Origin of the sequence: Nocardioides sp. Leaf307, assembly GCF_001423135.1 — a bacterium.
GTDB classification, from domain to species: Bacteria; Actinomycetota; Actinomycetes; order Propionibacteriales; family Nocardioidaceae; genus Nocardioides; species Nocardioides kribbensis.
In genome coordinates, this window is record NZ_LMNY01000002.1 from 857,278 (window position 1) to 882,459 (window position 25,182).

The 25,182-nt window shown below is 73.6% G+C and carries 27 protein-coding genes; 10 read left to right on the forward strand and 17 right to left on the reverse strand.

The window, feature by feature from the left end; genetic code table 11:
• Positions 1-1,020 carry a zinc-dependent alcohol dehydrogenase gene (locus ASF50_RS13180; RefSeq protein ID WP_056904732.1) on the reverse strand — a complete coding sequence of 340 codons (1,020 nt, stop codon included), beginning with the start codon at positions 1,018-1,020 and terminating at the stop codon, positions 1-3.
• Complete coding sequence (locus ASF50_RS13185) at positions 1,020-1,544, reverse strand: DinB family protein (RefSeq protein WP_056862196.1); 525 nt, start codon at positions 1,542-1,544, stop codon at positions 1,020-1,022. Before ASF50_RS13185 ends, ASF50_RS13180 begins: the two co-directional genes overlap by 1 nt.
• 163 nt (positions 1,545-1,707) lie before the next feature.
• Between ASF50_RS13185 and ASF50_RS19705 the strand changes: the two genes are divergently transcribed.
• Positions 1,708-1,929 carry a hypothetical protein gene (locus ASF50_RS19705; RefSeq protein ID WP_082503167.1) on the forward strand — a complete coding sequence of 74 codons (222 nt, stop codon included), beginning with the start codon at positions 1,708-1,710 and terminating at the stop codon, positions 1,927-1,929.
• A 45-nt stretch (positions 1,930-1,974) separates the two neighbouring features.
• Here the strand turns inward: ASF50_RS19705 and ASF50_RS13195 are convergent, their stop codons facing one another.
• The 3 genes from ASF50_RS13195 to ASF50_RS13205 all read right to left on the reverse strand — a co-directional run bounded on the left by ASF50_RS13195 (position 1,975) and on the right by ASF50_RS13205 (position 5,403).
• On the reverse strand, positions 1,975-2,703 hold the full coding sequence (locus tag ASF50_RS13195; protein ID WP_235557665.1) for a lytic transglycosylase domain-containing protein: 729 nt from the start codon (positions 2,701-2,703) through the stop codon (positions 1,975-1,977).
• Between the two features lie 223 nt (positions 2,704-2,926).
• On the reverse strand, positions 2,927-4,306 hold the full coding sequence (locus tag ASF50_RS13200; protein WP_056862193.1) for a PhoH family protein: 1,380 nt from the start codon (positions 4,304-4,306) through the stop codon (positions 2,927-2,929).
• 323 nt (positions 4,307-4,629) lie between these two features.
• Positions 4,630-5,403, reverse strand: a complete 774-nt coding sequence (locus tag ASF50_RS13205; RefSeq protein WP_056862192.1) for an isoprenyl transferase — start codon at positions 5,401-5,403, stop codon at positions 4,630-4,632.
• A 96-nt stretch (positions 5,404-5,499) separates the two neighbouring features.
• Here ASF50_RS13205 and trhA point away from each other — a divergent pair, with 96 nt between their 5' ends.
• Positions 5,500-6,234, forward strand: coding sequence for a PAQR family membrane homeostasis protein TrhA (gene trhA / locus ASF50_RS13210; protein WP_056904735.1), 735 nt, complete (start codon positions 5,500-5,502; stop codon positions 6,232-6,234).
• 24 nt (positions 6,235-6,258) lie between these two features.
• Positions 6,259-6,849 (forward strand): sugar O-acetyltransferase, encoded by a 591-nt coding sequence (locus ASF50_RS13215; protein ID WP_056862190.1) that lies wholly within the window; start codon positions 6,259-6,261, stop codon positions 6,847-6,849.
• 15 nt (positions 6,850-6,864) lie between these two features.
• On the opposite strand, the gene ASF50_RS13220 is transcribed toward ASF50_RS13215, so the two are convergent.
• On the reverse strand, positions 6,865-7,881 hold the full coding sequence (locus ASF50_RS13220) for a LacI family DNA-binding transcriptional regulator (RefSeq protein ID WP_056862189.1): 1,017 nt from the start codon (positions 7,879-7,881) through the stop codon (positions 6,865-6,867).
• Positions 7,882-7,928: 47 nt separating this feature from the next.
• Here ASF50_RS13220 and ASF50_RS13225 point away from each other — a divergent pair, with 47 nt between their 5' ends.
• Positions 7,929-9,335 carry a GH1 family beta-glucosidase gene (locus ASF50_RS13225; RefSeq protein WP_056904736.1) on the forward strand — a complete coding sequence of 469 codons (1,407 nt, stop codon included), beginning with the start codon at positions 7,929-7,931 and terminating at the stop codon, positions 9,333-9,335.
• Here the strand turns inward: ASF50_RS13225 and ASF50_RS13230 are convergent.
• From ASF50_RS13230 to ASF50_RS13240, 3 genes are all read right to left on the reverse strand, one after another.
• Positions 9,325-10,284, reverse strand: coding sequence for a carbohydrate ABC transporter permease (locus ASF50_RS13230; protein ID WP_056862187.1), 960 nt, complete (start codon positions 10,282-10,284; stop codon positions 9,325-9,327). The genes ASF50_RS13225 and ASF50_RS13230 overlap by 11 nt on opposite strands.
• Positions 10,281-11,243: a carbohydrate ABC transporter permease gene (locus ASF50_RS13235; RefSeq protein ID WP_082499881.1), complete on the reverse strand. Its 963-nt coding sequence runs from the start codon at positions 11,241-11,243 to the stop codon at positions 10,281-10,283. The genes ASF50_RS13230 and ASF50_RS13235 overlap by 4 nt, the downstream gene beginning before the upstream one ends.
• Positions 11,244-11,416: 173 nt before the next feature.
• Positions 11,417-12,793, reverse strand: a complete 1,377-nt coding sequence (locus ASF50_RS13240) for an ABC transporter substrate-binding protein (RefSeq protein ID WP_056862186.1) — start codon at positions 12,791-12,793, stop codon at positions 11,417-11,419.
• Positions 12,794-13,026: 233 nt separating this feature from the next.
• Here ASF50_RS13240 and ASF50_RS19925 point away from each other — a divergent pair, with 233 nt between their 5' ends.
• The 4 genes from ASF50_RS19925 to ASF50_RS13260 all read left to right on the forward strand — a co-directional run bounded on the left by ASF50_RS19925 (position 13,027) and on the right by ASF50_RS13260 (position 16,175).
• A complete protein-coding gene (locus tag ASF50_RS19925; RefSeq protein WP_156718278.1) occupies positions 13,027-14,211 on the forward strand; it encodes a serine/threonine-protein kinase in 1,185 nt (394 codons plus the stop codon).
• Positions 14,208-14,756 (forward strand): hypothetical protein, encoded by a 549-nt coding sequence (locus ASF50_RS13250; protein ID WP_056904738.1) that lies wholly within the window; start codon positions 14,208-14,210, stop codon positions 14,754-14,756. The genes ASF50_RS19925 and ASF50_RS13250 overlap by 4 nt, the downstream gene beginning before the upstream one ends.
• The gene (locus ASF50_RS13255; RefSeq protein ID WP_056862183.1) at positions 14,753-15,727 is read left to right on the forward strand and encodes a YihY/virulence factor BrkB family protein; all 975 of its coding nucleotides are present in this window, start codon (positions 14,753-14,755) and stop codon (positions 15,725-15,727) included. Before ASF50_RS13250 ends, ASF50_RS13255 begins: the two co-directional genes overlap by 4 nt.
• Before the next feature lie 67 nt (positions 15,728-15,794).
• Positions 15,795-16,175, forward strand: a complete 381-nt coding sequence (locus ASF50_RS13260) for a thioredoxin family protein (protein WP_056904739.1) — start codon at positions 15,795-15,797, stop codon at positions 16,173-16,175.
• 42 nt (positions 16,176-16,217) lie between these two features.
• Here ASF50_RS13260 and ASF50_RS13265 read toward each other — a convergent pair whose 3' ends face one another.
• Both ASF50_RS13265 and mca read right to left on the reverse strand, forming a co-directional pair.
• Positions 16,218-16,556 (reverse strand): hypothetical protein, encoded by a 339-nt coding sequence (locus ASF50_RS13265; protein ID WP_056862181.1) that lies wholly within the window; start codon positions 16,554-16,556, stop codon positions 16,218-16,220.
• Between the two features lie 12 nt (positions 16,557-16,568).
• Positions 16,569-17,474, reverse strand: a complete 906-nt coding sequence (gene mca / locus ASF50_RS13270; protein WP_056904740.1) for a mycothiol conjugate amidase Mca — start codon at positions 17,472-17,474, stop codon at positions 16,569-16,571.
• A gap of 82 nt (positions 17,475-17,556) precedes the next feature.
• Here mca and ASF50_RS13275 point away from each other — a divergent pair, with 82 nt between their 5' ends.
• Complete coding sequence (locus ASF50_RS13275) at positions 17,557-17,958, forward strand: DUF4307 domain-containing protein (RefSeq protein WP_056862179.1); 402 nt, start codon at positions 17,557-17,559, stop codon at positions 17,956-17,958.
• A 202-nt stretch (positions 17,959-18,160) separates the two neighbouring features.
• Positions 18,161-18,670 carry a transcription elongation factor GreA gene (gene greA, locus ASF50_RS13280; RefSeq protein ID WP_056862178.1) on the forward strand — a complete coding sequence of 170 codons (510 nt, stop codon included), beginning with the start codon at positions 18,161-18,163 and terminating at the stop codon, positions 18,668-18,670.
• Positions 18,671-18,729: 59 nt separating this feature from the next.
• Here greA and ilvA read toward each other — a convergent pair whose 3' ends face one another.
• The 6 genes from ilvA to ASF50_RS19495 form a co-directional block, all read right to left on the reverse strand.
• Complete coding sequence (ilvA, locus tag ASF50_RS13285; RefSeq protein ID WP_082503168.1) at positions 18,730-20,013, reverse strand: threonine ammonia-lyase; 1,284 nt, start codon at positions 20,011-20,013, stop codon at positions 18,730-18,732.
• A complete protein-coding gene (locus ASF50_RS13290) occupies positions 20,010-21,368 on the reverse strand; it encodes an AI-2E family transporter (RefSeq protein WP_165699012.1) in 1,359 nt (452 codons plus the stop codon). Before ASF50_RS13290 ends, ilvA begins: the two co-directional genes overlap by 4 nt.
• Before the next feature lie 62 nt (positions 21,369-21,430).
• Positions 21,431-22,594, reverse strand: a complete 1,164-nt coding sequence (locus ASF50_RS13295) for a cystathionine gamma-synthase (protein WP_056862177.1) — start codon at positions 22,592-22,594, stop codon at positions 21,431-21,433.
• Positions 22,595-22,644: 50 nt separating this feature from the next.
• A complete protein-coding gene (locus tag ASF50_RS13300; RefSeq protein ID WP_056862176.1) occupies positions 22,645-23,136 on the reverse strand; it encodes a hypothetical protein in 492 nt (163 codons plus the stop codon).
• A complete protein-coding gene (locus ASF50_RS19035; RefSeq protein ID WP_156718279.1) occupies positions 23,133-23,612 on the reverse strand; it encodes a peptidoglycan-binding domain-containing protein in 480 nt (159 codons plus the stop codon). The genes ASF50_RS13300 and ASF50_RS19035 overlap by 4 nt, the downstream gene beginning before the upstream one ends.
• Positions 23,613-23,664: 52 nt before the next feature.
• The gene (locus ASF50_RS19495; protein ID WP_056862175.1) at positions 23,665-25,158 is read right to left on the reverse strand and encodes a LysM peptidoglycan-binding domain-containing protein; all 1,494 of its coding nucleotides are present in this window, start codon (positions 25,156-25,158) and stop codon (positions 23,665-23,667) included.
• Positions 25,159-25,182 lie beyond the last annotated feature (24 nt).

Genomic DNA, 25,182 nt, shown 5'->3' on the forward strand with positions numbered 1-25,182 from the left:
TCAGGGCGTGACGACGACCTTGATCGCGCCGTCGCTCTTCGAGGCCGCGGTCGCGAAGGCCTCTTCGATCTGGTCGAGGCCGAAGCGGTGCGTCACCACGGGGTCGAGGTCGATGCGCCCGGAGCGCACCAGCTCGAGGCTGCGCTCGTACTGCCCGCGCCCGCCGTTGCCGCCCACGCCGTAGACCGTGAGGGTCTTGGCCATGATCGGGATCACCGGCAGCGGGGGCAGGTCGTTGGCCCAGCCGATGTGCGCCACCTTGCCCTCCTTGCGCACCGCGTCGAGCACCATCGCCGACGACGCCGGGAAGCCGCTGGTCTCGATGACGATGTCGGCGCCCGCGCCGTCGGTGAGGTCGAGGATCGCCTGGGTCGCGTCGGTCCGGGTGACGTCGATGCAGTCGCTCGCGCCGTAGGCCCGCGACACCGCGAAGGGCGCCTCCCGGGCGTCGGTGACGATCAGGCGGCCTGCGCCCGAGAGCGCGCAGAGGCGGGTCAGCGCGAGCCCGATCGGGCCCTGCCCGAGCACGACCACGCTCTCGCCCAGCACGATCCGGAGCCGGTCGACGGTGTTGAGACCGACGGCCAGCGGCTCCAGGAGCGCGGCCTGCCAGGCCTCGACGCCGTCGGGACGCGGGATGAGGTTCACCACGGGCACGGCGATCCGCTCGGTGAGGCAGCCGTCGGACCACAGGCCGATGAGCTTCTTCTTCTTGCAGTCGAAGGGCTTGTCGGTGTGGCACTCGGGGCAGTCGCCGCACGGCAGCGACGGCTTCACCGCGACGGCCCGACCCACCCACGACTCGTCGACGCCCTCGCCCACGCTGAGCACCCGGCCGGAGAAGTCGTGGCCCGGGACCCGGGGGAAGGGGGTGTCGATGCGCCCGTCGTACTGGTGGACGTCGGTGCCGCACAGCGACGCCGCCTCGATCGTGAGCACGACCCACCCGGGGCGGGCCTCGGGCTCGGGGCGCTCCTGCAGCTCGACGGTCTCCAGGCCCGTCAGCACCGCGGCGCGCATCAGACGCCCTCGGGCGCGAAGCCGCGGTCGCGCATGATCTCGAAGGCCTGCTCGGTGTGGCCGGAGGCGTGGCCCACGATGAGCGGCGTCCACTCCTCGACCGTCATCGTGCCGAGGTCGGGGATGGTGACGGTGCGAGCGAGCAGCTCGGCCGGCACCACCGCACCGGCGGTGGCCAGGGTGCGCCGGGTGCGGGCGAGCTGCCCACGGGCGAGGTCGATGGTGGGCGGCGGGTAGCCCGTGAGGTCGTGACCGACCTCCTCGCGGAAGAAGAAGTCGAGCTCGGGGTCGGCCTCGAGGCGTCGCATGTCGCCGAGCCACAGGATCGCGCACATGTTGATGTGCGAGACGACCTGGGCCACCGTCCAGCCACCGTCGCGGTGGGCGCGGTGCAGGTCGCCGTCGGTGAGCTCGGCCAGAGCGGCGTCGAGCCGGCCCAGGTCGCGGTCGGCGTCGGCGAGGGCCTGCGCAATGGCCGCAGGGGGGCCGGTGGTGGTGGCGTCGGTGGTGTCAGCGTCGACCACGGTGTGTCCTCTCGGGCAGGGCCAGGTCGGCGACCCGGCGCTGCTGCGATCCTCCGACCGCCCGCACGGCGTCCACAAGGCCGCTGAGCGCAACGCCGCACCACCTCGTCGCAGCCGGGCGCGGCTGCGCGGCGCGACGCCGTGGGTCGGCCACACTGCGGGCGTGGAGACCCAGACGCAGCCCCGCCCCCGCTACCGCACGTCGCTCGGCCTGGGCTACCTCGTGCTGGGCGTGATCGCCCTCGTGCTCGGCGCGCTGCTCGTCGACGCCGTCGGGGGCGAGCCCGTCCTCACCGCGGCCGGGTGGGTGCTCGGGGTCCTCGGCGGCTACAGCGTGCTGACCGCGGCCGTCGCCCGAGGCGTGCAGCTCTTCCACGACGCGTGAGCGCACCGCGGTCCTGACGTCGACCGGTGGCGGTCGACGCGCCGGTCAGTACCAGCCGACGCTCTCGCTGTGGGCCCAGGCGCCGCAGGGGCTGCCGTAGCGGTCCTGGATGTAGCCCAGCCCCCACCGGATCTGCGTGGCGGGGTTGGTGGCCCAGTCGGCGCCGGCGGAGGCCATCTTCTCGCCGGGCAGCGCCTGCGGGATGCCGTAGGCCGAGGAGGTCGGGTTGTCGGCGTTCACGGTCCAGTTCGACTCGCGGGTCCACAGCGAGTCGAGGCAGCCGAACTGGTCGGAGGAGAAGCCGAACTCGCCCATCAGCGACTGCGCGATCGAGCGCGGGTCGAGGTCGGCGATGTCCTCGGTGCGGGTCAGCGCCGGGCCCTCGTCGGCCGAGAGCGCAGCGACCTTGGCCGGGTCGCTGGCGACGCGGCGGTCGGCGGAGCGCGACACGGAGGGCTGGCGCTCCTCGAGCACGGCGCTGCCGGTGACCAGCTCGACGCCGGCGGTCGCGTCGTCGGGGTCGACCGCCGCCGCGACCGGCGAGGCGGCGTCGGCGCTCACGGAGTCGGCGGCGCTCACGGCCGGGTCGGACCCGACCACGCCGCCGGCGACGCTCACGCCGGTGGCCGCGACGGCCAACGAGGAGAGGACCACGGTGCTGCGCAGGGCCTGGCGGGGCACCTGGGCCACGCGCGAGGGCGCGGGAGCCGAGCGGTGCTTCGGGACGTACTTCACGTGCTTCGACAAGGCGATGGACTCACGGGTAGACGACACGGGCCGATGCTCTGGTCACGCGATCGGGCGGTCTGCCCCGGTGGATCACGAGTGACGAACGCCGTCCACCTTGCATGACCATCCAGGGGCACGCAAACCGAACCGCCACGGTGGTGGACAAAGGTGGCGCGGGTCTCGTCACATGCGTCACAGCAGACCTCCGACGCCACACCGGCCCCGCCCGGGGTGGGCGGGGCCGGTGAGGGGCGAGGACCTGGAGCCGTCAGAGCGTGACGTTCTCCAGCATCTCGGTGACCAGTGCGGCGATGGGCGAGCGCTCGGAGCGCGTCAGCGTGACGTGGGCGAAGAGCGGGTGGCCCTTGAGCTTCTCGATCACCGCCACGACCCCGTCGTGGCGCCCGACCCGCAGGTTGTCGCGCTGCGCGACGTCGTGGGTGAGGACGACCTTGGAGTTGGCCCCGATGCGGGAGAGCACCGTGAGCAGCACGTTGCGCTCCAGCGACTGCGCCTCGTCGACGATGACGAAGGCGTCGTGCAGCGAACGGCCGCGGATGTGGGTCAGCGGGAGCACCTCGAGCATGCCGCGGTCGAGGATCTCGTCGATGACGTCGCGCGAGGTCATCGCGCCGAGGGTGTCGAAGACCGCCTGGCCCCAGGGCGACATCTTCTCCGACTCCGACCCGGGCAGGTAGCCGAGCTCCTGGCCCCCCACGGCGAAGAGCGGGCGGAAGACCACGACCTTCTTGTGCTGGCCGCGCTCGAGCACCGCCTCCAGCCCCGCGCACAGCGCCATGGCCGACTTGCCGGTGCCGGCGCGGCCGCCGAGCGACACGATGCCCACCTCGGGGTCGAGGAGCATCTCCAGCGCGATCCGCTGCTCCGCCGACCGGCCGTGGACGCCGAACGCCTCCCGGTCGCCGCGCACGAGGTGGACCTGCTTGTCGGGTCCGACGCGGCCGAGCGCGGAGCCGCGGTCGGAGAGCAGCACGAGACCCTGGTGGCACGGCAGGTCGCGGGCGGCGTCGAGGTCGACGACGCCGTCGTCGTAGAGCTCGTCGAGGTCGCTGGCCGCGACCTCCAGCTCGGCCATGCCGGAGTAGCCGGTGTCGGAGTCGCTGATCGCCTCCGCGCGGTACTCCTGCGCGTCGAGCCCGACCGCCGAGGCCTTGATCCGCAGCGGCAGGTCCTTGGAGACCAGGGTGACCGCGAGGCCCTCGGTGGAGAGGTTGTGGGCGACGGCGAGGATGCGGGTGTCGTTGTCGCCGAGGCGGAAGCCCGAGGGCAGCGAGCTGGCGTCGGTGTGGTTGAGCTCGACGCGCAGGGTGCCGCCCTCCTCCCCCACCGGCACCGGCTCGTCGAGGCGGCCGTGGAGGATGCGCAGCTCGTCGAGCGTGCGCAGGGCGGTGCGGGCGAAGTAGCCCAGCTCGGGGTGGTGACGCTTGCCCTCGAGCTCGGTGATGACCACGACGGGGAGCACCACCTCGTGCTCGGCGAAGCGCTTGAGGGCGCCGGGGTCGGCCAGCAGGACGCTGGTGTCGAGCACGTAGGTGCGCACCGCCGGCGCCGCGGCGCGGGCGGGGGCCTTGCGGCGGGTGCGGGTGGATCCGGGGGACTGCTGCGACTGCTGGGCCTGAGACGGCACGGGACACCCCTCACGGACCGCCGCGCGCACTCCTCGCCGCGGTCCTACTTCACACGGATGGACCGGGAAGGAACCCGCAGGCGGGAGTGCCCGCCTCCGTCCGCGCACGGCGACGAGCCGTGCGTGGTGCAGTCGTGGGTGAGCACGATCGGGCCTCCTGGTACGGCGGGCTTCCCCACCCGCCGATGCTTGCGAAAGTAGCCCCCCGCCGACCGGTTTCGAGGCAACACGCCGTGACGCGCTCGTGAACGTCACCGAGCCGGGACAGGCGGACGCGCAGGCGCCCCGCCGTCGCCGCCGGGCGGGCGTCGGGCAGGTCGGCCTCAGGAGCCGTGGCGGCGGTCGCGCAGGGCGTAGGCGCGGATCGCGCGCAGGAAGTCGACGCGGCGGAAGTCGGGCCAGTAGGCCTCGCAGAAGTAGAACTCCGACTTCGCGCTCTGCCACAGCAGGAAGCCGCCGAGCCGCTGCTCGCCGCTCGTGCGGATGACGAGGTCGGGGTCGGGCTGGCCCTTGGTGTAGAGATGGGCGGAGATGTGGTCGACCTCCAGCTGGGCCGCGAGCTCCTCCAGCGAGGTCCCGCGCTCGGCGTGCTCGAGCAGCAGCGAGCGCACGGCGTCGGCGATCTCGCGCCGTCCGCCGTAGCCCACGGCGACGTTGACCAGCATGCCGTCGACCTCGCGCGTGGCCTCCTGCGCCGCCTTGAGCCGCTCCGCGGTGGCCGCCGGCAGCAGGTCGAGCGCGCCCACCGGGTGCAGCCGCCAGCGCTGCTGGTCGGCCAGGGAGGCCACGGCCTCCTCGATGATCTCCAGCAGCGGCTCGAGCTCGTCGGGCGGCCGGTTGAGGTTGTCGGTGGAGAGCAGCCACAAGGTGACGACGCCGATGCCGACCTCGTCGCACCAGCCGAGCAGCGGCTCGATGTTGGCGGCCCCGGCGCGGTGGCCGTGGGCGGTGTCGCGACCCACGGCGCGGGCCCACCGACGGTTGCCGTCGAGCATCACCCCGACGTGCTGGGGCAGGTTGGCGGGCATGCGCCGCAGCACCCGCGCCTCGTAGGCCGGGTAGAGCACGCTCCTGAGCCCGCGCTTCCAGTCCGCCACCGGACAAGGTTAGCGCCGTCGGGGCGGTGGTCACCGCCTCGCCGACCAGGCGTCCTGGCTTCGGCGGGTCGACGTGCCGGCCGGTACTGTCGGGCCATGGACCAGCACATCCCCCAGGCGGTGCGCTCGAGGGTCGACTCGGTGCAGGAGACCATCAGCGAGACCCTCGCCGACATCAAGCCGAAGCTGCGCGGGTGGCTGCACCTCGGCACGGCCCCGCTGACCCTGGCCGCGGGCATCGTGCTGGTCGTGCTGTCGCCGACGGAGACCACGAAGATCGGCTCGGCCGTCTTCACCGGCTCCGCGCTGCTGCTGTTCACCGTCTCGGCGATCTACCACACCGGCACCTGGTCGCCGGCCGTCTGGGGCTTCCTGCGCCGCTTCGACCACTCCAACATCTTCATCCTCATCGCGGGCTCCTACACCCCGCTGACGCTGATCCTGCTCGACGGCTCGCAACAGGTCGTGCTGCTGACGACCATCTGGTCCACCGCCCTGCTCGGCGTCGGCTTCCGGGTGCTGTGGACCGACGCGCCGCGCTGGCTCTACACCCCGATCTACATCGCGATGGGCTGGGCCGCGGTGTTCTTCATCCCCGGGTTCATCGAGGGCGCCACCGAGCAGCTCGGCACGTCGATGGCCATCGGTGTGCTGGTCCTCGTGGCCGCCGGCGGGGTGCTCTACACCCTCGGCGGCGCGGTCTACGGCTTCAAGCGGCCCAACCCCTCGCCGCGCTGGTTCGGCTTCCACGAGGTCTTCCACACCTTCACGATCCTGGCCTTCGCCAGCCACTACGTCGCGGTCTCGATGGCCACCTACTCGCTGCGCTGACCGACGGCGTGGAAGCATCGGCGCATGCCTGACGCCCTGCCCGACCCGTCCTTCCCCGACAACCGCTCGATGCGCGAGCGGATGCTCGCCGGCGACCCCTACATCGCCGACGACCCCGACCTGGAGCGCGAGAGCCTCGCCGCGCGCGACCTCGCCCACCGCATCAACCACCTGCCGCCCTCGGAGGCGCGGGAGCGTCGCGCCCTGCTGGTCGAGCTCCTCGGCGCGATCGGCGCGGAGACCGAGATCCGCCCCCCGCTCCACGTCGACTACGGCTACCGCACCCGCATCGGCGCCCGCACCTTCGTCAACTTCGGCCTCGTCTGCCTCGACGTCGCCGAGGTGGTCATCGGCGACGACGTGCAGATCGGACCCAACGTCCAGCTGCTCACCCCCACCCACCCCGTCGAGGCCGAGCCGCGGCGCGCCAAGTGGGAGGGGGCGCGACCCATCACCATCGGCGACAACGTCTGGCTCGGCGGCGGCACGATCGTGTGCCCCGGCGTCACCATCGGCGCCAACACCGTGGTCGGCGCCGGCTCCGTGGTCACCCGCGACCTGCCCGCCGACGTCGTGGCCGTGGGCAACCCGGCCAAGGTGATCCGCCGGCTCTGAGGGCCGCCCGGCCGCTCACACCGCGGCGGTGGTGGCGCGCACGACCAGCTCGGTGGCGAGCTCGACGTGCTCGGGCACGACCTCGCCCGGCCCGTCGGCGGCCCCCAGCGACCGCAGGATCTGCTGGGCGGCGATGCGGCCCTGCTCGTGCACGGGCTGACGCACCGTGGTGAGGTCGAAGAACCGCGCCATCTCGTGGTCGTCGACACCGACCACCGAGACGTCCTCGGGCACGCGCAGCCCGGCCTCGCGCAGCGCGCTCATCAGCCCGATCGCCATCTCGTCGGAGGCGCAGAAGACCGCGGTGGGACGGTGGCCCAGGGCCGCGACGGCGCGACCGCAGTCGACCCCGCCGTCGAGGGTGAAGCGACCGTCGAGCTCGAGCGCGGGGTCGAGCGGGAGCCCGGCGTCGCGCAGCGAGGAGCGGTAGCCCTCCAGCCGCGCCGTCGGCGTGGTGAAGTCGAGGCCGTCCTCGCCCAGACCCCCGACGAAGGCGATGCGGCGGTGGCCCAGGTCGAGCAGGTGACGCATCGCGGTGCGCGACGCCTCGACGTCGTCGATCCTCACGCTCGACCACTCCTCGACCCGTGCACCCAGGGTCACGACGGGGCTGCCCTGCCGCTGCATCGCCGCCACCTCCTCGGCGGTCGGACCCAGCCCGACCACCAGCACGGCGTCGACGCGCTTGGTCAGCACCTGGGTCCGCAGCACCCGGTGCCGCGCCGCGGAGTCGCCGGCGAGGTTGTAGAGCAGCAGGTCGTAGCCCTGCTCGCGCAGCACCTGCTCGGCGCCGTGCACGACCGCGGCGAAGTACCACCGGGTCACGAACGGCACGACGATCGCCACCGAGCGGGTCTGGCCCCCGCTGGCCAGGCCGACCGCGTGCGGGGAGGGCACGTAGCCCAGCCGCACCGCGGCCTCGAGCACCCGCTCGCGGGTGGACTCCGAGACCCGCGGCAGCCCCCGCAGCGCGCGCGAGACCGTGGCGGTCGAGACACCGACCTCGCGGGCGAGGTCGTGGATGCCGGTCATCGGCGCCGTCCTGCCGGTCCGGGGGTGGCGGGCCGTACGGTGTGGCCATGAGCACAGTGGACCCGCGCCCGGCAGACACCGCAGCCCGCCTCCCGCACCGCCTGCCCGACGGGTCGGTGCTCGAGCTGGGCACCGCCACGGCGGCCTACCAGATCGAGGGCGCCGTCGACGTCGACGGCCGCGGCCCGTCGGTGTGGGACACCTTCACCGCGCGCCCCGGCACGATCAAGGACGCCAGCAGCGGCGCCACCGCGTGCGACTCCTACCACCGCCACCTCGAGGACGCCGACCTCGTGGCCGGCCTGGGCGTGCGGTGGTACCGCTTCTCGATCGCCTGGCCCCGCATCCAGCCCGAGGGCCGCGGCCGCGTGGAGACCCGCGGGCTGAACCACTACGACCGCGTCGTCGACGCGCTGCTGGAGCGCGGGATCGTGCCGACCGCGACGCTCTACCACTGGGACCTGCCGCAGGCCCTGGAGGACGAGGGCGGCTGGCTGGTGCGCAGCACGGCCGAGGCCTTCGCTGACTACGCCGAGGTCGTCGCCGACCGGCTGGCCGACCGTGTCGGGGTCTGGGCCACCCACAACGAGCCGTGGTGCACCGCCTACCTCGGCCACGCCGCGGGCGTCTTCGCCCCGGGTCGCCGCGAGGGCGGCGGCGCGCACCGCGCCGTGCACCACCTCAACCTCAGCCACGCCCTGGCCGCCGAGCGCATCCGCGCCGCGCACGCCGTCGACGTCGGCACGGTGCTCAACCTCGCCCCGGTGTGGCCGGAGCGCCCCGAGGCCGAGCCGCTGGCCGAGCGCATCGACGCGCTGCGCAACCGGGTGTGGCTCGACCCCCTCGTCGACGGGGAGTACGGCGAGAGCGTGCTCGCCGTGGCGCCGGAGCTCGCCGACCCCGAGCTCGTCCGGCCCGGCGACCTGGAGCTCGTGCAGGGCTCGGCCGACTGGCTCGGGGTCAACTACTACACCCCGACCCGCCCCGACCTGGTCGTGCCCGGCCGACCGCCGCACCCCGAGGGCGCGGCGTACCCGGGGGTGGGCGACTTCGACCTGGTCGTGCGCGAGCCGCGCACCGACATCGGCTGGGAGGTCGTGGCCGACGGGCTGGAGGAGCTGCTCGTCGAGACCCACCGCCGCACCGGGCTGCCGATCCTCGTCACCGAGAACGGCGCCGCCTGCGCCGACGCCGAGCGCGTCGACGGGGTGGTGCAGGACGACGACCGCATCGACTACCTGCGCGGCCACCTCGCCGCCACCCACCGCGCCCGCGCGGCCGGCGCCGACGTGCGCGCCTACGTCGTGTGGACGCTGCTGGACAACTTCGAGTGGGCCGAGGGCTACACCAAGACCTTCGGCCTGGTCCACATCGACCCGGCGGACCAGACCCGCACCCCGAAGGCCTCCTACCAGTGGCTGGCTCAGGTCGCGCGGGGTGAGGTCACCCCTTGACACTGCCGGCCAGCAGCCCGCGCACGAAGTAGCGCTGCAGCGACAGGAACACCACGAGCGGCACGATCAGCGACACGAACGCCCCGGCCGAGAGCAGGTGCCAGTCCTCGCCGCGCTGACCAGCCAGGGCGGCCAGGCGCACGGTGAGCGGTGAGATGTCGAGGTTGCCGCCGCCGAAGACGAGGGCCACGAGCAGGTCGTTCCACACCCAGAGGAACTGGAAGATGCCGAAGGCGGCGATGGCCGGGGCCATGAGGGGCAGCATGATGCGCGTGAAGATCTGCACGTGCCCGGCGCCGTCGACGCGCGCCGACTCGATGAGCTCGCCGGGGATCTCGCGCATGAAGTTGTGCAGCAGGAAGATCGCCAGCGGGAGCGCGAAGATCGCGTGGGAGAGCCAGATCGTGTAGAAGCCCCCGCCGGGGGCGTCGCGGCCGGCCAGCGGCATCAGGTTGAACGGCGGCTCGACGTAGAGCGAGAGCAGCGGGATCAGCGTGACCTGGATCGGCACGATCTGGAGGGCGAAGATCGCCACGAAGAGCGCGTCGCGGCCCTTGAAGTCCATCCAGGCGAACGCGTAGGCGGCCAGGGTCGCCAGGCTGATGGGGATGAGCACGGCCGGGATGGTGATCACCGCGGAGTTGACCAGGTAGGTCGCCAGGTCGGTGTCGGCGCCGTTGATGACCTGCTTGTAGTTGTCGAGGGTGACGTTGGGGTCGGTGAAGAAGTTCCACCAGCCGCTGCCCTTGACCTCGCCCTCGGGGCGCAGCGAGGAGATGAAGAGCCCGAAGGTCGGCACCGTCCACAGCGCGGCGATGACGACCGCTGCGAGCGAGGCCCAGCGGTTGGTGAGCTGCTGCTTGGCCGCGGTCGACGCCGGGACCACGGGCTGGTCGCTCCCGGTCCCGGGGGTGCCGGGCGTGCCGACGAGGGGCGTGGCGGTGGTCATCGGGCCTCCAGCTTGCGCATCTGAACGATGTTGTAGATGACGATGGGCGTCACGAGGATGAAGATGACGACGGCCAGCGCGGTCGCCAGCCCTTCGTTGCCCGCGACGAAGTACTGGCGGTAGAACTCGTAGGCCAGCACGCTGGAGTCGAAGTTGCCGCCCGTGCTGGTGCGCACGATGTCGAAGACCTTCAGCGTGGCGATGCTGATGGTCGTCAGCACGACGATCAGCGAGGGCCGGATGCTCGGCACGGTGATGTGGCGGAAGAGCTTGAGGCCGTTGACGCCGTCGAGCCGCGCGGCCTCGACGATGTCCTCCGGGATGGCCTTGATCGAGGCCGAGAGGATCGTCATGGCGAAGCCGGCCTGGACCCAGACCATGATGACGATGAGGAACAGCGTGTTCCACGGGCCCGTCAGCAGCACCTGGTAGGTGTCGAAGCCCAGGCTCTTGAGCACCTGGTTGAGCAGGCCGATCTGGTCGGCGGAGGTCTGGCGGTAGTCGTAGACGAACTTCCAGATGATCGAGGCCCCCACCAGCGAGATCGCCATCGGCAGGAAGATGAGCGCCTTGGCGACCTTCTCGAAGCGCGACTTGTCGATGATGACGGCGTAGACCAGGCCGATGCCGGTGGCCAGCAGCGGGGTCAGCACCACCCACAGGGCGGTGTTGCGCAGCACGGTCAGCTGCTCCTTGTCGGTGACGACCGTGACGTAGTTCTCCAGCCCGACGAACTCCTCGCCGTTGGGGCCGTGGAAGGACTGCCAGACGGTCAGCACCGCGGGGTAGAGCAGGCCCACGGCGACGAGGAGCAGGGAGGGGCCGAGGAAGGCGGCCGCCTGCACGCGCTCGCCGCGGCGCGAGCGCAGCCGCTGTGTGGCCAGGAGGATCAGGGCCATCACGCCGAAGAACAGCACGACGGCGATCAGCATGTGGAGGAGCTTGTCGGAGGTGGTCACGTCTCACCGTTCCTGTCGGTGACCGCGTCGGGCCCCCGAGGGCTCGTCCGCCTGGTCACGCCGTACCTGGGGCTCGACGCTGTGCGCCGGCCGGCTCTGGGCGCCCCGGGAGCCGGGGCGGGGTCGACGTCGGGCCGCGGGGGCGGCCCGCGGCCCGACGTCGGTGGCTCACCTCAGGAGGCGGGCCAGGACTCCTCGATGTTGGTCAGCGCGTCAGCGGTGCTCTGACCGGTGATCCACGCCGTCATCTCCTTCCAGAAGGAGCCGGCGCCGACGGCGCTGGGCATCTGGTCGGAGCCGTCGAAGCGGAAGACGGCGTCGGGGTCCTGGAACGTCTCGGCCGACAGGATGTCGATCGGGCTGCTCAGGTTGGAGATGTCGAGACCGGTGTTGGCGGTGACCCAGCCACCGTCGGGCGTGGCCTTGGCCTTCTCGTTGGCCCACACGTCGGAGGACAGGTAGGTCTGGAAGGCCTGGACCTCGGGCCGGCTGTCGAAGGCCGCCACGAACTCGCCGCCGCCGAGCACCGGACGACCGAAGTCCTCGGTGACGGTGGGCAGGTAGAAGGCGAACACGTCGCCGTCCTCCGACACGTCGGTGCCGGGCTCCCACTGGGCGGCGTAGAAGCTGGCCTGGCGGTGCATGACGCACTCGCCGTCGACGACGGGGTAGCCGGCGTCCTGGAAGGCGGTGGTGGCGATGGACTTCACGTCGCCGAGGCCGCCGTTGACGAACTCCTCGTCCTTGAGGATGCTGCCGACGCGGTCGAGCGCGGCGGCGACCTGCGGGTCGTCGAAGGGGATCTCGTGGTTGACCCACTGGTCGTAGACGTCGGGGCCGACCTCGCGGAGCATCGAGTCCTCGAGCCAGTCGGTGGTGACCCACCCGGTGGCGTCACCGGACTCGATGCCGGCGCACCAGGGCTTCATGCCCTTGGAGACGGCGTCCTCGGTGATGGCCATCATGTCGTCCCAGGTCTCGGGGATCTCCCAGCCGTTGTCGGCGAAGGTCTTCGGGGAGTACCACACGAAGGACTTCACGTTGGCGCCCAGCGGGGCGGCGTAGAAGGTGTCGTCGACGGTGCCGTAGGTCTTCCAGTCCTCGCCCCACCACTGGTCGACGTTCTCCGCGACCGTGTCGGGCGCCTCGACGACGGCGTCGTCGTCGCGCACGAGGCTGGCCAGCAGGCCCGGCTGCGGGATGTAGGCGATGTCGGGGGCGTTGCCGCCCTGCACGCGCACCTTGAGCTGGGTCTCGAACTCGCTGGAGCCCTCGTACTCGATCTCGGCGCCGGTGCACTCGGTGAAGAGCTCGTAGGACTTCTTCTGGGCGGCGTCCTCGGGGGCGATGATCGAGGTGTAGACGCTGACGCTGGTGCCGGTGAGGTCACCGAACTGGGTCAGCTGCTCGCATTCGGCCTTGCCCTCGCCGGGCGAGGTGCCACCGGCGGACTGGACCTCGGTGGACTCCTCCTCGGCGCAGCCGGCCAGGACCAGGCCGGCGGCCAGGACGACCGCCACACTGGCGTGTCGGATGGTGCGTGAGCGCATGGGGTGCTCCCTCTCTGGGTCGTGACCCAGACCACTGCCGAGCGTCCGGGGCGTGATGAATGAAAGCGCTTACGCAATCGAGGGGTCAAGGCGGAGGGGTAACGATCGTGTAACGCACGTCACGTGACGGCGGTCATGGTGTCGTCACCCCGACGGGTGAGCGCCTCCGGACACCGCCAGCCGTCCGACCGGTCGGGAACGGGCCGGGCCGGCCCGACCGGTACGGTCCCGGGGTGACGACGACGATGGTCGCGGGCCGCTACCGGCTCGGCGAGGTCCTGGGACGCGGCGGCATGGCCGACGTGCACCGCGCGACCGACACGGTCCTGGCCCGCGAGGTGGCGGTCAAGCTGCTGCGCAGTACCGCCGACCAGGCCAGCGACCGCGCGCGCTTCACCGCCGAGGCCCGCACCCTGGCGGGGCTCTCGCACCGCGGCCTGGTGACCGTGCTCGACGCCGGGGTCGACGACGAGCACCCCTTCCTCGTGATGGAGCTGGTGGAGGGCCCCACCCTGGGGGCCAGGCTGGCCGACGGCCCGCTGCCCGCGCCGGAGGCGGCGCGCGTGGGTCAGCAGGTCGCCGACGCCCTCTCCTACGCCCACGGCCGCGGCGTCGTGCACCGCGACGTGAAGCCCGGCAACGTCCTGCTCGCCCCCGACGGCCGGGTCAAGCTGGCCGACTTCGGCATCGCGCGACTCATCGGCGACACCGTGCGCCACACCCAGACCGGCACCGCCGTGGGCACGGCGGCCTACCTCGCCCCGGAGCAGGTGCGCGGCGAGGAGCTCGACACCTCCGTCGACGTGTGGTCGCTGGGCCTGGTGCTGCTCGAGGCGCTCACCGGCGAGCGCGCCTACCCCGGCAGCCCCACCGAGTCGGCCATGGCCCGGCTGCACCGACCGCCCCCGGTGCCCGCCGACCTCCCGCCGGGCTGGTCCGACCTGCTGCGCGCCATGACCGCGGCCGACCCGGCCGCGCGGCCGAGCACCGCCCAGGTGGCCGCCCGGCTGGGTGCGCTGCGCCAGGGCCCGCCCTCGGGTCCGCCCGGCCCGCCGCCGTACGTCGAGCCCGCGCGCACCGCCGTGCTCACCGCGCCGGTCGCGTCGCTCGGGTCTCCCCCACCCGCCAGACCCCCCGGGCCCGCCACGCCTCCCCCGCCGCCGCTGCACCCGCCGACGGGCGGCCCGGGCCGACCCCGCCGGGGCCCGGGGGCGCGCCTGGCCGCGCTCGAGCCGCACCAGAAGGGCCTGGCCGGGGCGCTCGCCGGCATCGTGCTCCTCCTCGTGGTCGCGGCCCTGGCCTCCACCGGGAGCGCCGAGACCCCCGCCGAGGTCGACCCCGCCCCCGGCGACGTGCCGGCCCGGCTCCAGAGCCCGCTGGAGGACCTCCACGACGCGGTCGGGGAGGCCGGCCGATGAGTCCCGCGCGCCCGGGCGGCCGCAGCCGCGGCGCCCTCGCGCTGGGCACGCTCGCACTGCTCGGCGGGGGCCTGCTCGGCTGCGCCGAGGAGACCACCACCGGGCCTCCCACCGCCGTGACCGACGCCCTGGCCGCGGTCGACGAGGCCCTGGTGGCCCGCGACGCCGACGCGGGTCTCGACGCGCTCGACGCCCTGCGCGAGGCCGCCGACGAGGCCGTCGACGCCGGCGAGCTCACCGCCGCCGAGCAGGAGCGGATCGAGCGCGCCGCCGACCGCCTCGAGGCGGCCCTGGAGGCGGTCGAGGAGGCCGACGACACCGCGCCCGGGTCGTCGACGACCCCCACGCCCACCCCCACGCCGACCCCGTCCCCCTCCACCGACGCGGGCGGGCCCGACGAGGAGGAGCCCGACGAGGAGGAGCCGGACGAGGACGAGCCCGACGAGGACGAGCCCGACGAGGGACCGGGCCCGAAGCCCGGCAAGGGACCCGGCCAGGGGCCCGCCGACAAGGGACCGAAGCCGGGCAAGGGACCGAAGCCGTGACCACCGCCCGCCTCGTGCCGGTGACCGTCGAGCTCGACGGTGACGAGCTCGACGCCGAGGACGCCTGGCACCTCGCGCGCCGCCACGGGCTCCGGGCCGTCGCGGTCGGGGCCTTCGTGCGGTTCCGCTACGGCGACGGCTTCACCAACAGCCGGGCCCTGGCCCTGCAGGCCTGCCTCGCCGTCGTGCCCTTCCTGCTCGCCCTCACCGGCCTGGCCGCCGACGTCGACCAGGAGCGCGTGGCCGCGGTCATGGCCGCCACCATCGACGGCGTCTCGCCGGGCAGCGGCTCGGGCGACGCCCTGGCCGGGGCGGTCTCCGGCTCCGACTCCAGCGAGGAGGCCGGAGAGGTCGCGCTCGTCCTCGGCCTGCTGCTCTCCCTGGTGTCGATGACCACGGCCATGGCGCAGGTCGAGCGCGGTGCCAACCGCATCTACGGCATCCGTCGCGACCGGCCCGCGCGGGCCAAGTACGGCCGGGCCGCCGTGCTCACCGCGCTGCTCGCCGCACCCGCGGCCCTGGCCTTCCTGCTGCTCGTGGCCGGCGGTGCCTTCGCCGACGCCGTGACCGAGGCCTACGGCTGGTCGGAGGCCTCACGGACCACGTGGAACGTGCTGCGCTGGCCGGTCGGGGTCGCGCTCGGCGTCCTCACCATCGCCGTGCTGCTCGACCACGCGCCGCGACGCCGGCAGCCCGCGCTGAGCTGGCTGGCCCTCGGCGGGGTGGTCGCGGTGGCGCTCAGCATGCTGGCCACCGTGGGCCTGGCGGCCTACGTCGGGCTCAGCGACTCCTTCGGCAGCACCTACGGGCCCCTCGCGGGCATCGTGGCGCTGCTGCTGTGGTCGCTGATGGGCTCGGTGTCGTTCTTCTACGGCGTCGCGGTGTGCGCGCAGCTCGAGGCGCTGCGCGCCGGTCGCGACGACCCGGCCTACGACGACCCCGGCCGACCCCACGGCCACGTGGTCGACTGAGGGGACACCCCGGCGGCCACCCACCGGGGCGGTGGGCCGCGGCGCGTGCCCGACGTACGGTGGGGGCATGGCCACCATCGAGCTGACCGGGGACAACTTCACCACGCACGTGCAGGGCGACGACATCCTGCTCGTCGACTTCTGGGCCAGCTGGTGCGGCCCGTGCAAGCAGTTCGCGCCGACCTACGAGGCGGCCTCCGAGGCCAACCCCGACATCACCTTCGGCTCGATCAACACCGAGGAGCAGCAGGAGCTGGCCGCCGCGGCCGGGATCCAGTCGATCCCCACCCTGATGGCCTTCCGCGAGGGCATCCTCGTCTTCGCCCAGCCCGGGGCGCTGCCCGCACCGGCGCTGGACCAGGTCATCGGCGCGGTGCGCGCCCTCGACATGGACGACGTGCGCAAGCAGGTCGCCGAGCAGCAGCAGCCCGGCGCCGGCCAGGGCTGAGCCGGGAGCACACCCCGACCCGCAGCCGCGGCGCGTCGGGCCTCAGGCCCGGGGCGTCGGCGGCGCGTCGCCGCGCTCGCCCGAGGGGTCGCCGCCCGGCTCCGTGGCCGGGTCGACCGCCGGGTCCGCTCCCGTCTCGCCAGGAGTCCCGTCGGTCTCGGGGGCGTCGCCGTAGACGCCGGTCTTGCGCGCCGTCTCCACGTTGCGCAGCCGCTTGACGAGGCTGAAGAACAGGAAGACCACGAAGCCGACGAGGAGCAGGAAGAGTCCGAGCGCAGGCCACCCGGCCTTGACGTCCTCGGGCTCGGGCGTCGGGTCGGCGACCCGCAGGACGAGCGCGGTGAGCTGGAGGCTGAGCTGCGATCCGAGCGTGGTCACCATGACGCCATCCTCTCAGGAGCCGTCGTAGGAGGCGTCGACGCCCGCGAAGAGGTCGTCCTCCGGCGTGGCCGAGGACACGTGGGCGGTGACGAGCTCGAAGTCCTCGGTGGGCCACACGTCGACCTGCACCTCGCGCGGGATGGCGAACCAGTGCCCGTCGGGGTCGATCTGGGTGGCGTGGGCCAGCAGCGCCTGGTCGCGCACGCCGAAGAAGTCGCCGCAGGGCACCTTGGTGGTGACCCGGGCGTCCCACTCCGGCTCCGGCTTCCACTCCTTGAGCCGCTCGCCCCACGGCGACTCCAGCCCGTGGGCCACGGTGGCGTCGTGCAGGCGCTGCATCCGCTCGCGGTTGAAGGAGTGGTGGTAGTAGAGCTTGGCGACCTGCCAGGCGGGGCCGGCCTCGGGGAAGCGCTCGGGGTCGGCGGCGGCCTCGAAGGCGACCACCGACACCTCGTGGCAGCGCACGTGGTCGGGGTGGGGGTAGCCGCCGCGCTCGTCGTAGGTGGTGAGCACGTGGGGGCGGATCGAGCGGATCAGACGCACCAGCCGCCCGGTGGCCTCCTCCAGCGGGGCCAGGCCGAAGCAGCCCTCGGGCAGCGGGGGCTTCGGGTCGCCCTCGGGCCAGCCGGAGTCGACGAAGCCGAGCCAGTGCTGGGTGATCCCGAGGATGTCGCGCGCCCGCTCCATCTCCTGGCGCCGCACCTCGGAGATGTTCTCGAGGATGTCGGGGCGGTCCATCTTGGGGTTGAGGATCGAGCCGCGCTCGCCGCCGGTGCAGGTGACCACGTGCACCTCGGCGCCCTCGGCGACGTAGCGCGCGGTCGAGGCCGCGCCCTTGCTCGACTCGTCGTCGGGGTGGGCGTGGACGTGCATGAGCCGGAGGCCCGCGCGGGGTCCGGTGGCGTGCGACTGCGACATGGGCCCGAGTCTAGGTGGGCCGCTCCCCCGTCGTGCCGGGGCACCGGCGCAGCGCCCTGGACCCGCGTGTCACCCTGGTGGGGTGAGCTCCACCGACCTGATGACCCAGCGGTACGGCGCGCCTGCGCCCTGGCGACGGCGTGCGCTCCTCGCGCTGGTCGCGGTGGTGGTGCTGGTCTTCGGCGGCTGGCTGACCTGGACCACGGTGGCCCACGCCGACCCGCCGGTGACCTCCGAGCTGGTCACCTTCGACACCGTCGACCAGCACACCGTCGACGCCACCGTGCAGGTCGACCTGCGCGACGCCGACGTCGAGGCCGACTGCCTGCTGCGCGCCTTCGCCGAGGACCACTCCACGGTGGGCGAGCTGGCCTTCACCCCCGAGTCCTCGGGCCGCCTCGACCTCACCATTCGCACCGAGCGGATGGCCACCTCGGTGGAGAAGATCGGCTGCACCGCCGAGGGCCAGCCCCGCCCCCGCTGAGCCACCCCCGCCGGCGGGGATCCGCCCGTGCCGCCCCGGATAGGGGTAAACTCCTTCTTCTGACCGTCCGCAGGGCCGTCCGGCAAGGGGCCCAGCACAGACGATCCGGGGTCCTTCGCCGACCGACCGGGGACGGCATGACCGATCCACCATCGACGAGCACGCGGCACGGCCGCAGCCGCTCACCCGCAGGAGTACACCCATGACGCAGTCGACCGAGCAGGGCACGATCTGGCTCACGCAGCAGGGCTTCGACAAGCTGCAGGCCGAGCTCGACGAGCTCAAGGGCCCCGTGCGCCAGGAGATCATCGACAAGATCAGCGCCGCGCGCGACGAGGGCGACCTCAAGGAGAACAGCGGCTACCACGCCGCCCGCGAGGAGCAGGGCCGCATCGAGGGCCGCATCCGCCAGCTCGAGGACATGCTGCGTCGCGCCGAGGTGGGCGAGACCCCCGAGGACGACGGCACCGTCTCCCCCGGCATGAAGGTGACCTACAAGTTCGTCGGCGACGACGACGACGAGGCCGAGACCTTCCTGCTCGGCGCGCGCGAGATGGAGGACGAGGACAGCGACCTCAAGGTCTACTCCCCGCAGTCGCCCCTCGGCTCCGCGATCATCGGCGCCTCGAAGGGCGACACGGTCTCCTACGTCGCGCCCAACGGCAAGGAGCTCCAGGTCGTCATCGTCGACGCGGTGCCCTACACCGGCTGATCAACGCCCGGGGGCTCCCCCGGGGCCCAGCACCGCCAGCGCGGCTGCCGCGTCGAGCCTCACTCGACGACGCGGTAGCCGCGTTCGCGCATCCGGGCCAGCACCAGCGCGGAGTGCTCCGCACCCCGGGTCTCCAGCTGCAGCTGCACGGTGACCTCGTCCATGCCCAGCGAGGGCGAGATCCGCTCGTGGGCGACCTCGAGCACGTTGGAGCCGGTGGCGCCGACCTCGGTCAGCAGCTGGGCCAGGCCGCCCGGAGCGTCGGGGATGGTCACCTGGAGGTTGAGGTAGCGCCCGGCCGCGGCCATGCCGTGGCGGATCACCTTGCCGAGCAGCAGCGGGTCGACGTTGCCCCCGGACAGCACCGCGACCGCGGGCGTCTCGAAGCGCTCGGGGTGGTCGAGGATCGCCGCCACGGCCGCGGCGCCGGCCGGCTCGACGACCATCTTGGCCCGCTCCACCAGCGCCAGGAGGGCCCGGGCGAGCAGGTCCTCGCTCACCGTGACGACCTCGTCGACGTGGTCGCGCACGGCCGCGAAGGTGATGTCGCCCGGGCGGCCCACGGCGATGCCGTCGGCCATGGTGCGCATGTGCTCCAGCGGCGTGGGCCGGCCCCGCTCCAGGGAGCCGGGGTAGGCCGCGGCGTCCTTGGCCTGCACCCCCACGACCCGTACGTCGGGCCGTGCGGCCTTGACCGCGAGCGCGATGCCCGCGAGGAGCCCGCCGCCCCCGGTGGGCACGACCACGGTGCGCACGTCGGGCATCTGCTCGAGCAGCTCCAGGCCCACGGTGCCCTGGCCCGCGACGACGTCGACGTGGTCGAAGGGGTGGATCATCACCGCGCCGGTGCGCTCGGCGAAGGCGCGCGCCGCCTCGAGGGCGTCCTCGAGGTAGCGCCCGGAGAAGACGACGTCGGCGCCGTAGCCGCGGGTCGCCCGCTCCTTGGGGATCGGGGCCCCCTCGGGCATGAAGACGGTGGCGGCGATGCCGAGCTGCTGCGCGGCCAGCGCGACGCCCTGGGCGTGATTGCCGGCCGAGGCCGCGACCACGCCGCGGGCGCGCTCCTCGGCGCTGAGCCGGCTGATCCGCACGAAGGCGCCACGGGCCTTGAACGAGCCCGTGCGCTGGAGGTTCTCGCACTTGAGCCCGACCCGGCCGCCGGCGATGGCCGAGAGCCACCGCGACTCCTCCATGGGCGTGACGATGGCCGTGCCCTCGAGCACCTCACGGGCGGCCTCGATGTCGGCCAGCGTCACCTCCGGCACCGGTGGCACGGGGCCCAGCGGCACCCCGGGGCCCGCCGGCTCGGCCTGCTCGACGGGGGCGTCCGCCTGGTCGGTCATGCGTCCTCCTGGGTCACGGCGGGCTGCTCGCCCGTCACCTCGTAGTCGTCCTCGAGCGCCTCCACCGGGTCGTCACCGACCACCGTGCTCGCCGCGAGGTGCTGGACCACGGCGTTGACGGCGGCGGCCAGCGGCACCGCCACCAGCGCCCCGGCGATCCCGGCGACGAGCACGCCCGCGGCGATCGCGACGATGACGCCGAGCGGGTGCACCGAGACCCAGCGCCCCATCAGGAAGGGCTGCAGCACGTGGCCCTCGACCTGCTGCACGAGGATGATCACGCCGAGCATGAGCAGCGCGGTGACGGGCCCCTGGTCGACCAGGGCCACGAGCACGGCGACGCTGCCGGCGATGGTGGCACCGATCATCGGCACGAAGGCACCGAGGAAGACCAGCACGCCGATGGCCAGCACGAAGGGCACCTGGAGCACGGCGGCGCCCAGCGCGATGCCGAGCGCGTCGACCGCGGCCACGATGACCGTGGCCCGCACGAACTGCGTCAGCGAGATCCAGGCCACCCGACCCGAGCCGTCGACGTGGGCGCGGGCGGCGCGCGGGGTCAGCCGCACGATCCAGGCCCAGATGCGCTCCCCGTCGGCGAGGAAGAAGTAGAAGGAGAAGAGCACGATGAAGAAGCCTGCGAACACGTGCCCCACCGCCGTGCCGACCTCGGTGATGCGAGCGGTGAGCTCACCGCCGTCGCTCTGGGCCCGGATGGCCTGCTGGGCCTGGTCGAGGTAGTCGTTGATCTGGGTGTCGCTGGCGTTGAGCGGCCCCTCCTTGAGCCAGGTCCGGATCTCCCCGAGCCCCGCGACCGTCTGCTCGGCCAGGTCGGTCGCACCGTTGGCGACCTGCTGGGTGGCGAAGGTCAGCAGCGAGCCCACGAGGGCCAGCGTGCCGAGCACCACCAGCAGCGCCGCCAGCCCGCGGGGCAGTCCGACCCGCTGGAGCAGGTCGACGATCGGCACGACCAGGGCGCTGATGAGCAGCGCGACGGCGAGCGGCAGCACGACCACCGCGAAGTAGCCCAGCGTCCAGGCGACCACGGCGCCGGCGGCGACGATCACCAGGAAGCGCCACGACCAGGCCGCGGCGAGGTCGACGCCCCACGGCACCTGGGCGCGGGTGAAGTTCGACCGGCCGGGCGTGATCGGGGCCGGCGTCAGCCGCCGCTCCCGCTCGTCGCGCAGCGCCGCCCACTGCTGGGCCAGCCGCGCCGCCAGCCCCTCGTCGCGCTCGGCGTCGGCGCGGGCCCGGCGCACCGCGCGCCGCCGGCGCACCTCGGCGCTCTCCGCACCCCCGAGGTCGCCCTCGGCGCCGTCCGGGGCCTCGGCCGGTCGTGCGTCGTCGTCCACCACCGCAGGCTATCCGCCGCACCACCCCGCCCCGACCGGGGCGGGGTGCTCGTCCGGAGGGCTCAGCCCAGGGCGCGGTCGAGGTCGGCGAGCAGGTCGTCGGCGGTCTCGATGCCGACGCTGATCCGGATCAGGTCGGCGGGCACCTCCAGGTCGGTGCCGGCGACGCTGGCGTGGGTCATCCGGCCCGGGTGCTCGATGAGCGACTCGACCCCGCCCAGCGACTCCCCGAGGGTGAAGACCTCGGTGCGCTCGCAGACCGACAGCGCGGCGTCCACCCCTCCCGCGACCCGGAACGACACCATCCCGCCGTACCGGCGCATCTGGCGCGAGGCGATCTCGTGACCGGGGTGGGAGGCCAGGCCGGGGTAGACCACCTCCTCCACGCGCGGGTGGTCGAGGAGGAAGTCGACGACCTTCTCGGCGTTGTCGCAGTGGCGGTCCATGCGCAGCGCGAGGGTCTTGAGCCCGCGCAGGGTCAGCCAGGCGTCGAAGGGGCCGGCCACCGCACCGATGGCGTTCTGGTGGAAGGCGACCTTCTCGGCGACGTCGAGGTCGCGCACCACGAGCGCGCCGCCGACGACGTCGGAGTGCCCGCCGCAGTACTTCGTGGTCGAGTGCACCACCACGTCGGCGCCGAGGGTCAGCGGCTGCTGGAGGTAGGGCGAGGCGAAGGTGTTGTCGACGACCAGCAGCGCCCCGGCGTCGTGGGCCACCGCGGCCAGGGCCTCGATGTCGCCGATGGTGAGCAGCGGGTTGGTGGGGGTCTCGACCCAGACCAGGCGGGTGCTGCCCGGGCGGATCGCTGCCCGCACGGCGTCGACGTCGGAGACCGGCGCCGGGCTGTGCTCCAGGCCCCAGGCCCGCTCGACCTTGTCGAAGAGCCGGAACGTGCCGCCGTAGGCGTCGTCGGGGATGACCACGTGGTCGCCGGGGCGGCACAGCGCCCGCACCAGGGTGTCCTCGGCGGCGAGGCCGGAGGCGAAGGCGAAGGCCCGCTCCCCCTCCTCGAGCGCGGCCAGGTTGCCCTCCAGGGCGGTGCGGGTGGGGTTGGCCGAGCGGGAGTACTCGTAGCCGCCGCGCAGGCCGCCCACGCCGTCCTGCTTGTAGGTCGACGTCGCGTAGATCGGCGGGATCACCGCGCCCGTGGTCGGGTCGGGCTCGTAGCCGGCGTGGATGGCGCGGGTCTCGAAGCCCGCCTTGCTCGGGTGCTGCTGCTCGCTCACCGCTCGAGGTTAGCGCCCGCCGGCCCGCGCGCACCGCGCCGGACCGCGGCTCAGGCCTCCTGCCAGGTGCCGTCGCCGAAGACGGTGAGGCCCCACTCGACGTGCAGGTTGCGCAGGCCGTTGCTGGCCGTGCCGGCGATGGTGACGGGCAGCCGGGCCAGCGGCGCCTGCGGCGTGCCGGCGTTGGTGGGGTTGCGCACCGTGAGGCGCAGGTCGAGGTGCTGGCCCCAGAAGATGTCGTAGCTGGGCACCTCGAGCCACAGGTTGGGGATGAAGGCGCCGCCGCCGCGGTAGGTCGCGGCGTAGTCCCACTTGAGCAGGAAGGTGAAGTCGGCGACGACGTAGTCCTCGAAGGGCCAGGCGCACAGCCGCTCCCAGTGACCGCGGATCGCCATCGGCCCGCGCGCCCCCGCGAGGGTCTGCCAGTCGTCGACCTGGGGCACGGCGTTGGCGGTGGAGGAGGTGATCTCCCCCGACGGCGCGCCGTCCTTGAAGACCTCCCACGCGGCCTTGGCCACGTTGACGACCATGTCGGCGCTCATGCGACGACACCCCCGTCGGAGCTCCCGGCGTCGGACATGGCCAGCACCTCGACCGGCTCGGGCTCGGCCTCGGCGGTCACCTGGGAGGTCACCGTGCCCTCGAAGAAGGCCTCCTTCTGCTCGTCGGTCCACTCCGACAGGCTCGCCGGCGCCCCGGCCTCCTGCAGCGAGACCGGCACGTCGTCGGTCTCGCCGCCGAGGTCGGGCCCGGGGTCGGGCTCCGGGTCGGTCGGGGTGTCGGGGTCGGTCGGGGTCTCGGGCGCGGCGCTGCCGGTGAGCGCGGCCCAGGTCAGGGGCCCGACCGCGCCGTCGGCGTCGAGGCCCTGGGCGGCCTGGAAGTCGCGCACGGCGCCCTCGGTCGCGGGACCGAAGTCGCCGTCGGGCTCGGTGGCGAGGTAGCCGGCCTGCTGCAGCAGCTGCTGGAGGTAGGTCACCCACTCCCCGCTGGATCCTGCGCTGAGGTCTGGTTCGTCCATGGTGGTGGCTTCTCTCTGGATCGGTGCACGGGTCGGACAGGGTCAGGACGGGTCAGGGCAGGGTCAGCACGGCGCCGACCTGCAGGGCGACCGGGTCGAGCTCGCCGTTGGCGTGGGCGATCTCCGGCCACCGCGCGCCGTCGCCGTACGCCGCCTGGGCGATCGCCCAGAGCGTGTCGCCGCGCCGCACCGTGTGGGTGCGCGGCTCGGCGGTGCCGGGCTCGGCCGGCTCCACGACCGACTCCACGACCGGCTCCGCCCGGTCGGGGGCGAGCACGGGCTGCGGCGGGAGCGGGGGCAGCTGCTGGAGCATCCACCCGATCACCTGCGGCCCCTCGTGGTCGAGGCGACCGGTGGCCTGGTCGGGGGTGATGTCGAACGGTCCGAACGACGTCGCCGAGCGGGCCAGCGCGAGGTCGGCCGCCGACCACGCGGCGCTGATGTGGAGGCGCCGCACGACGACCATGCCGACCGGCAGGAGCGGGAGGCTGCCGCGACGCGCGGGGTCGGTCAGCTCCCCCGCGACCGAGCCGGGGATGCACCAGCCGTCGTCGTTGACCAGCGAGTCGAGCAGCCACTCGCGGCGCACGTCGACGAGGCAGTACTCCAGCTCGACACGGACCGACGAGGTCGTCACGGCCTCGCTGGGCGCCTGCTCCTGCACCAGCTGGCGCACGTGGAGCCGCTCGGTGAGGTCGAGGCGCAGGGTGGCGGTGTCGAAGGCGCGCGCCAGCAGGGGCGCGTCCACGCTCGCCCCGGCAGGGGCGACCGTGTCCGGCTCCGTCTCGACGAGGCGCCGCAGGGCCGTCGCCCGCAGCGCGGGCTCGGCCCGGAGCGCCAGGGCCGGCTCGGCCCGGAGCGCGACCGCGACCGCGCTCACCGGGGCGGGCTCGGCGACCAGGAGCGCGGTCAGGTCGGGGGCGGCCAGCGCGTCGGCGAGCACCGTGCTGCTGGCCCGCAGCCGCCACTGCAGGTGCTCGGCCTCCGGGTCGACGGGCTCGACGGTGCCCGTGTCGGGCGGGGTGGGCGAGCCGACCTGGAAGGTCGTGCTCGTCCACACCTCCTGCGCGGTCGGGTCGGACCACCGGGAGGGGCTGGCCTCCGCCACCCGGAAGCGGCTGCGCAGGCCGGAGGAGGACTCGAGGCTGAGGTCCTCCCACAGCCGCAGGGCGCGTGACTTGACCAGGCTGAAGACACGCAGCGCCTCGGCCCGCTCCTCGGCGCCGGCGTCGGGGGCCAGGTAGGGCTGCGCCGGGCCGAGGAGCCGGTCGAACCAGAGGCTGTCGACGGAGTCGGAGGTCATCACCACGCTGGCCCCGTCGCCGGCGTCCACCGGGATCCGGTTGACCAGGTCGGAGAAGCGCTCCCGCGCCACCACGGCGCTCCAGCCCGCCGCCGGGTCGGCGGGGTCCTCGAAGTCGCTCGGGGACAGCGTCGATCCGAAGCGGTCGAAGCGGAAGACGACGTGGGTCGACGCCGCCGTGGCGAAGTGCTCCAGGAAGAAGTCGTTCATCGGCTGGTGGAGCGCGTCCAGCGACAGGGCCATGGCCGTCTCCTCCGTCCTCGACCG

What these genes read in the sequence shown, in the direction of transcription:
- ilvA (WP_082503168.1), bottom strand. Translation starts at nt 20,013, where the DNA reads ATGACCGACCAGGCGGACGCCCCCGTCGAGCAGGCCGAGCCGGCGGGC.
- ASF50_RS13250 (WP_056904738.1), top strand. Translation starts at nt 14,208, where the DNA reads ATGAGTCCCGCGCGCCCGGGCGGCCGCAGCCGCGGCGCCCTCGCGCTG.
- ASF50_RS19495 (WP_056862175.1), bottom strand. Translation starts at nt 25,158, where the DNA reads ATGGCCCTGTCGCTGGACGCGCTCCACCAGCCGATGAACGACTTCTTC.
- ASF50_RS13180 (WP_056904732.1), bottom strand. Translation starts at nt 1,020, where the DNA reads ATGCGCGCCGCGGTGCTGACGGGCCTGGAGACCGTCGAGCTGCAGGAG.
- ASF50_RS19035 (WP_156718279.1), bottom strand. Translation starts at nt 23,612, where the DNA reads ATGGACGAACCAGACCTCAGCGCAGGATCCAGCGGGGAGTGGGTGACC.
- ASF50_RS13260 (WP_056904739.1), top strand. Translation starts at nt 15,795, where the DNA reads ATGGCCACCATCGAGCTGACCGGGGACAACTTCACCACGCACGTGCAG.
- ASF50_RS13215 (WP_056862190.1), top strand. Translation starts at nt 6,259, where the DNA reads ATGCCTGACGCCCTGCCCGACCCGTCCTTCCCCGACAACCGCTCGATG.
- ASF50_RS13240 (WP_056862186.1), bottom strand. Translation starts at nt 12,793, where the DNA reads ATGCGCTCACGCACCATCCGACACGCCAGTGTGGCGGTCGTCCTGGCC.
- ASF50_RS13225 (WP_056904736.1), top strand. Translation starts at nt 7,929, where the DNA reads ATGAGCACAGTGGACCCGCGCCCGGCAGACACCGCAGCCCGCCTCCCG.
- ASF50_RS13230 (WP_056862187.1), bottom strand. Translation starts at nt 10,284, where the DNA reads ATGACCACCGCCACGCCCCTCGTCGGCACGCCCGGCACCCCCGGGACC.
- ASF50_RS13300 (WP_056862176.1), bottom strand. Translation starts at nt 23,136, where the DNA reads ATGAGCGCCGACATGGTCGTCAACGTGGCCAAGGCCGCGTGGGAGGTC.
- trhA (WP_056904735.1), top strand. Translation starts at nt 5,500, where the DNA reads ATGGACCAGCACATCCCCCAGGCGGTGCGCTCGAGGGTCGACTCGGTG.
- ASF50_RS13265 (WP_056862181.1), bottom strand. Translation starts at nt 16,556, where the DNA reads ATGGTGACCACGCTCGGATCGCAGCTCAGCCTCCAGCTCACCGCGCTC.
- greA (WP_056862178.1), top strand. Translation starts at nt 18,161, where the DNA reads ATGACGCAGTCGACCGAGCAGGGCACGATCTGGCTCACGCAGCAGGGC.
- mca (WP_056904740.1), bottom strand. Translation starts at nt 17,474, where the DNA reads ATGTCGCAGTCGCACGCCACCGGACCCCGCGCGGGCCTCCGGCTCATG.
- ASF50_RS13220 (WP_056862189.1), bottom strand. Translation starts at nt 7,881, where the DNA reads ATGACCGGCATCCACGACCTCGCCCGCGAGGTCGGTGTCTCGACCGCC.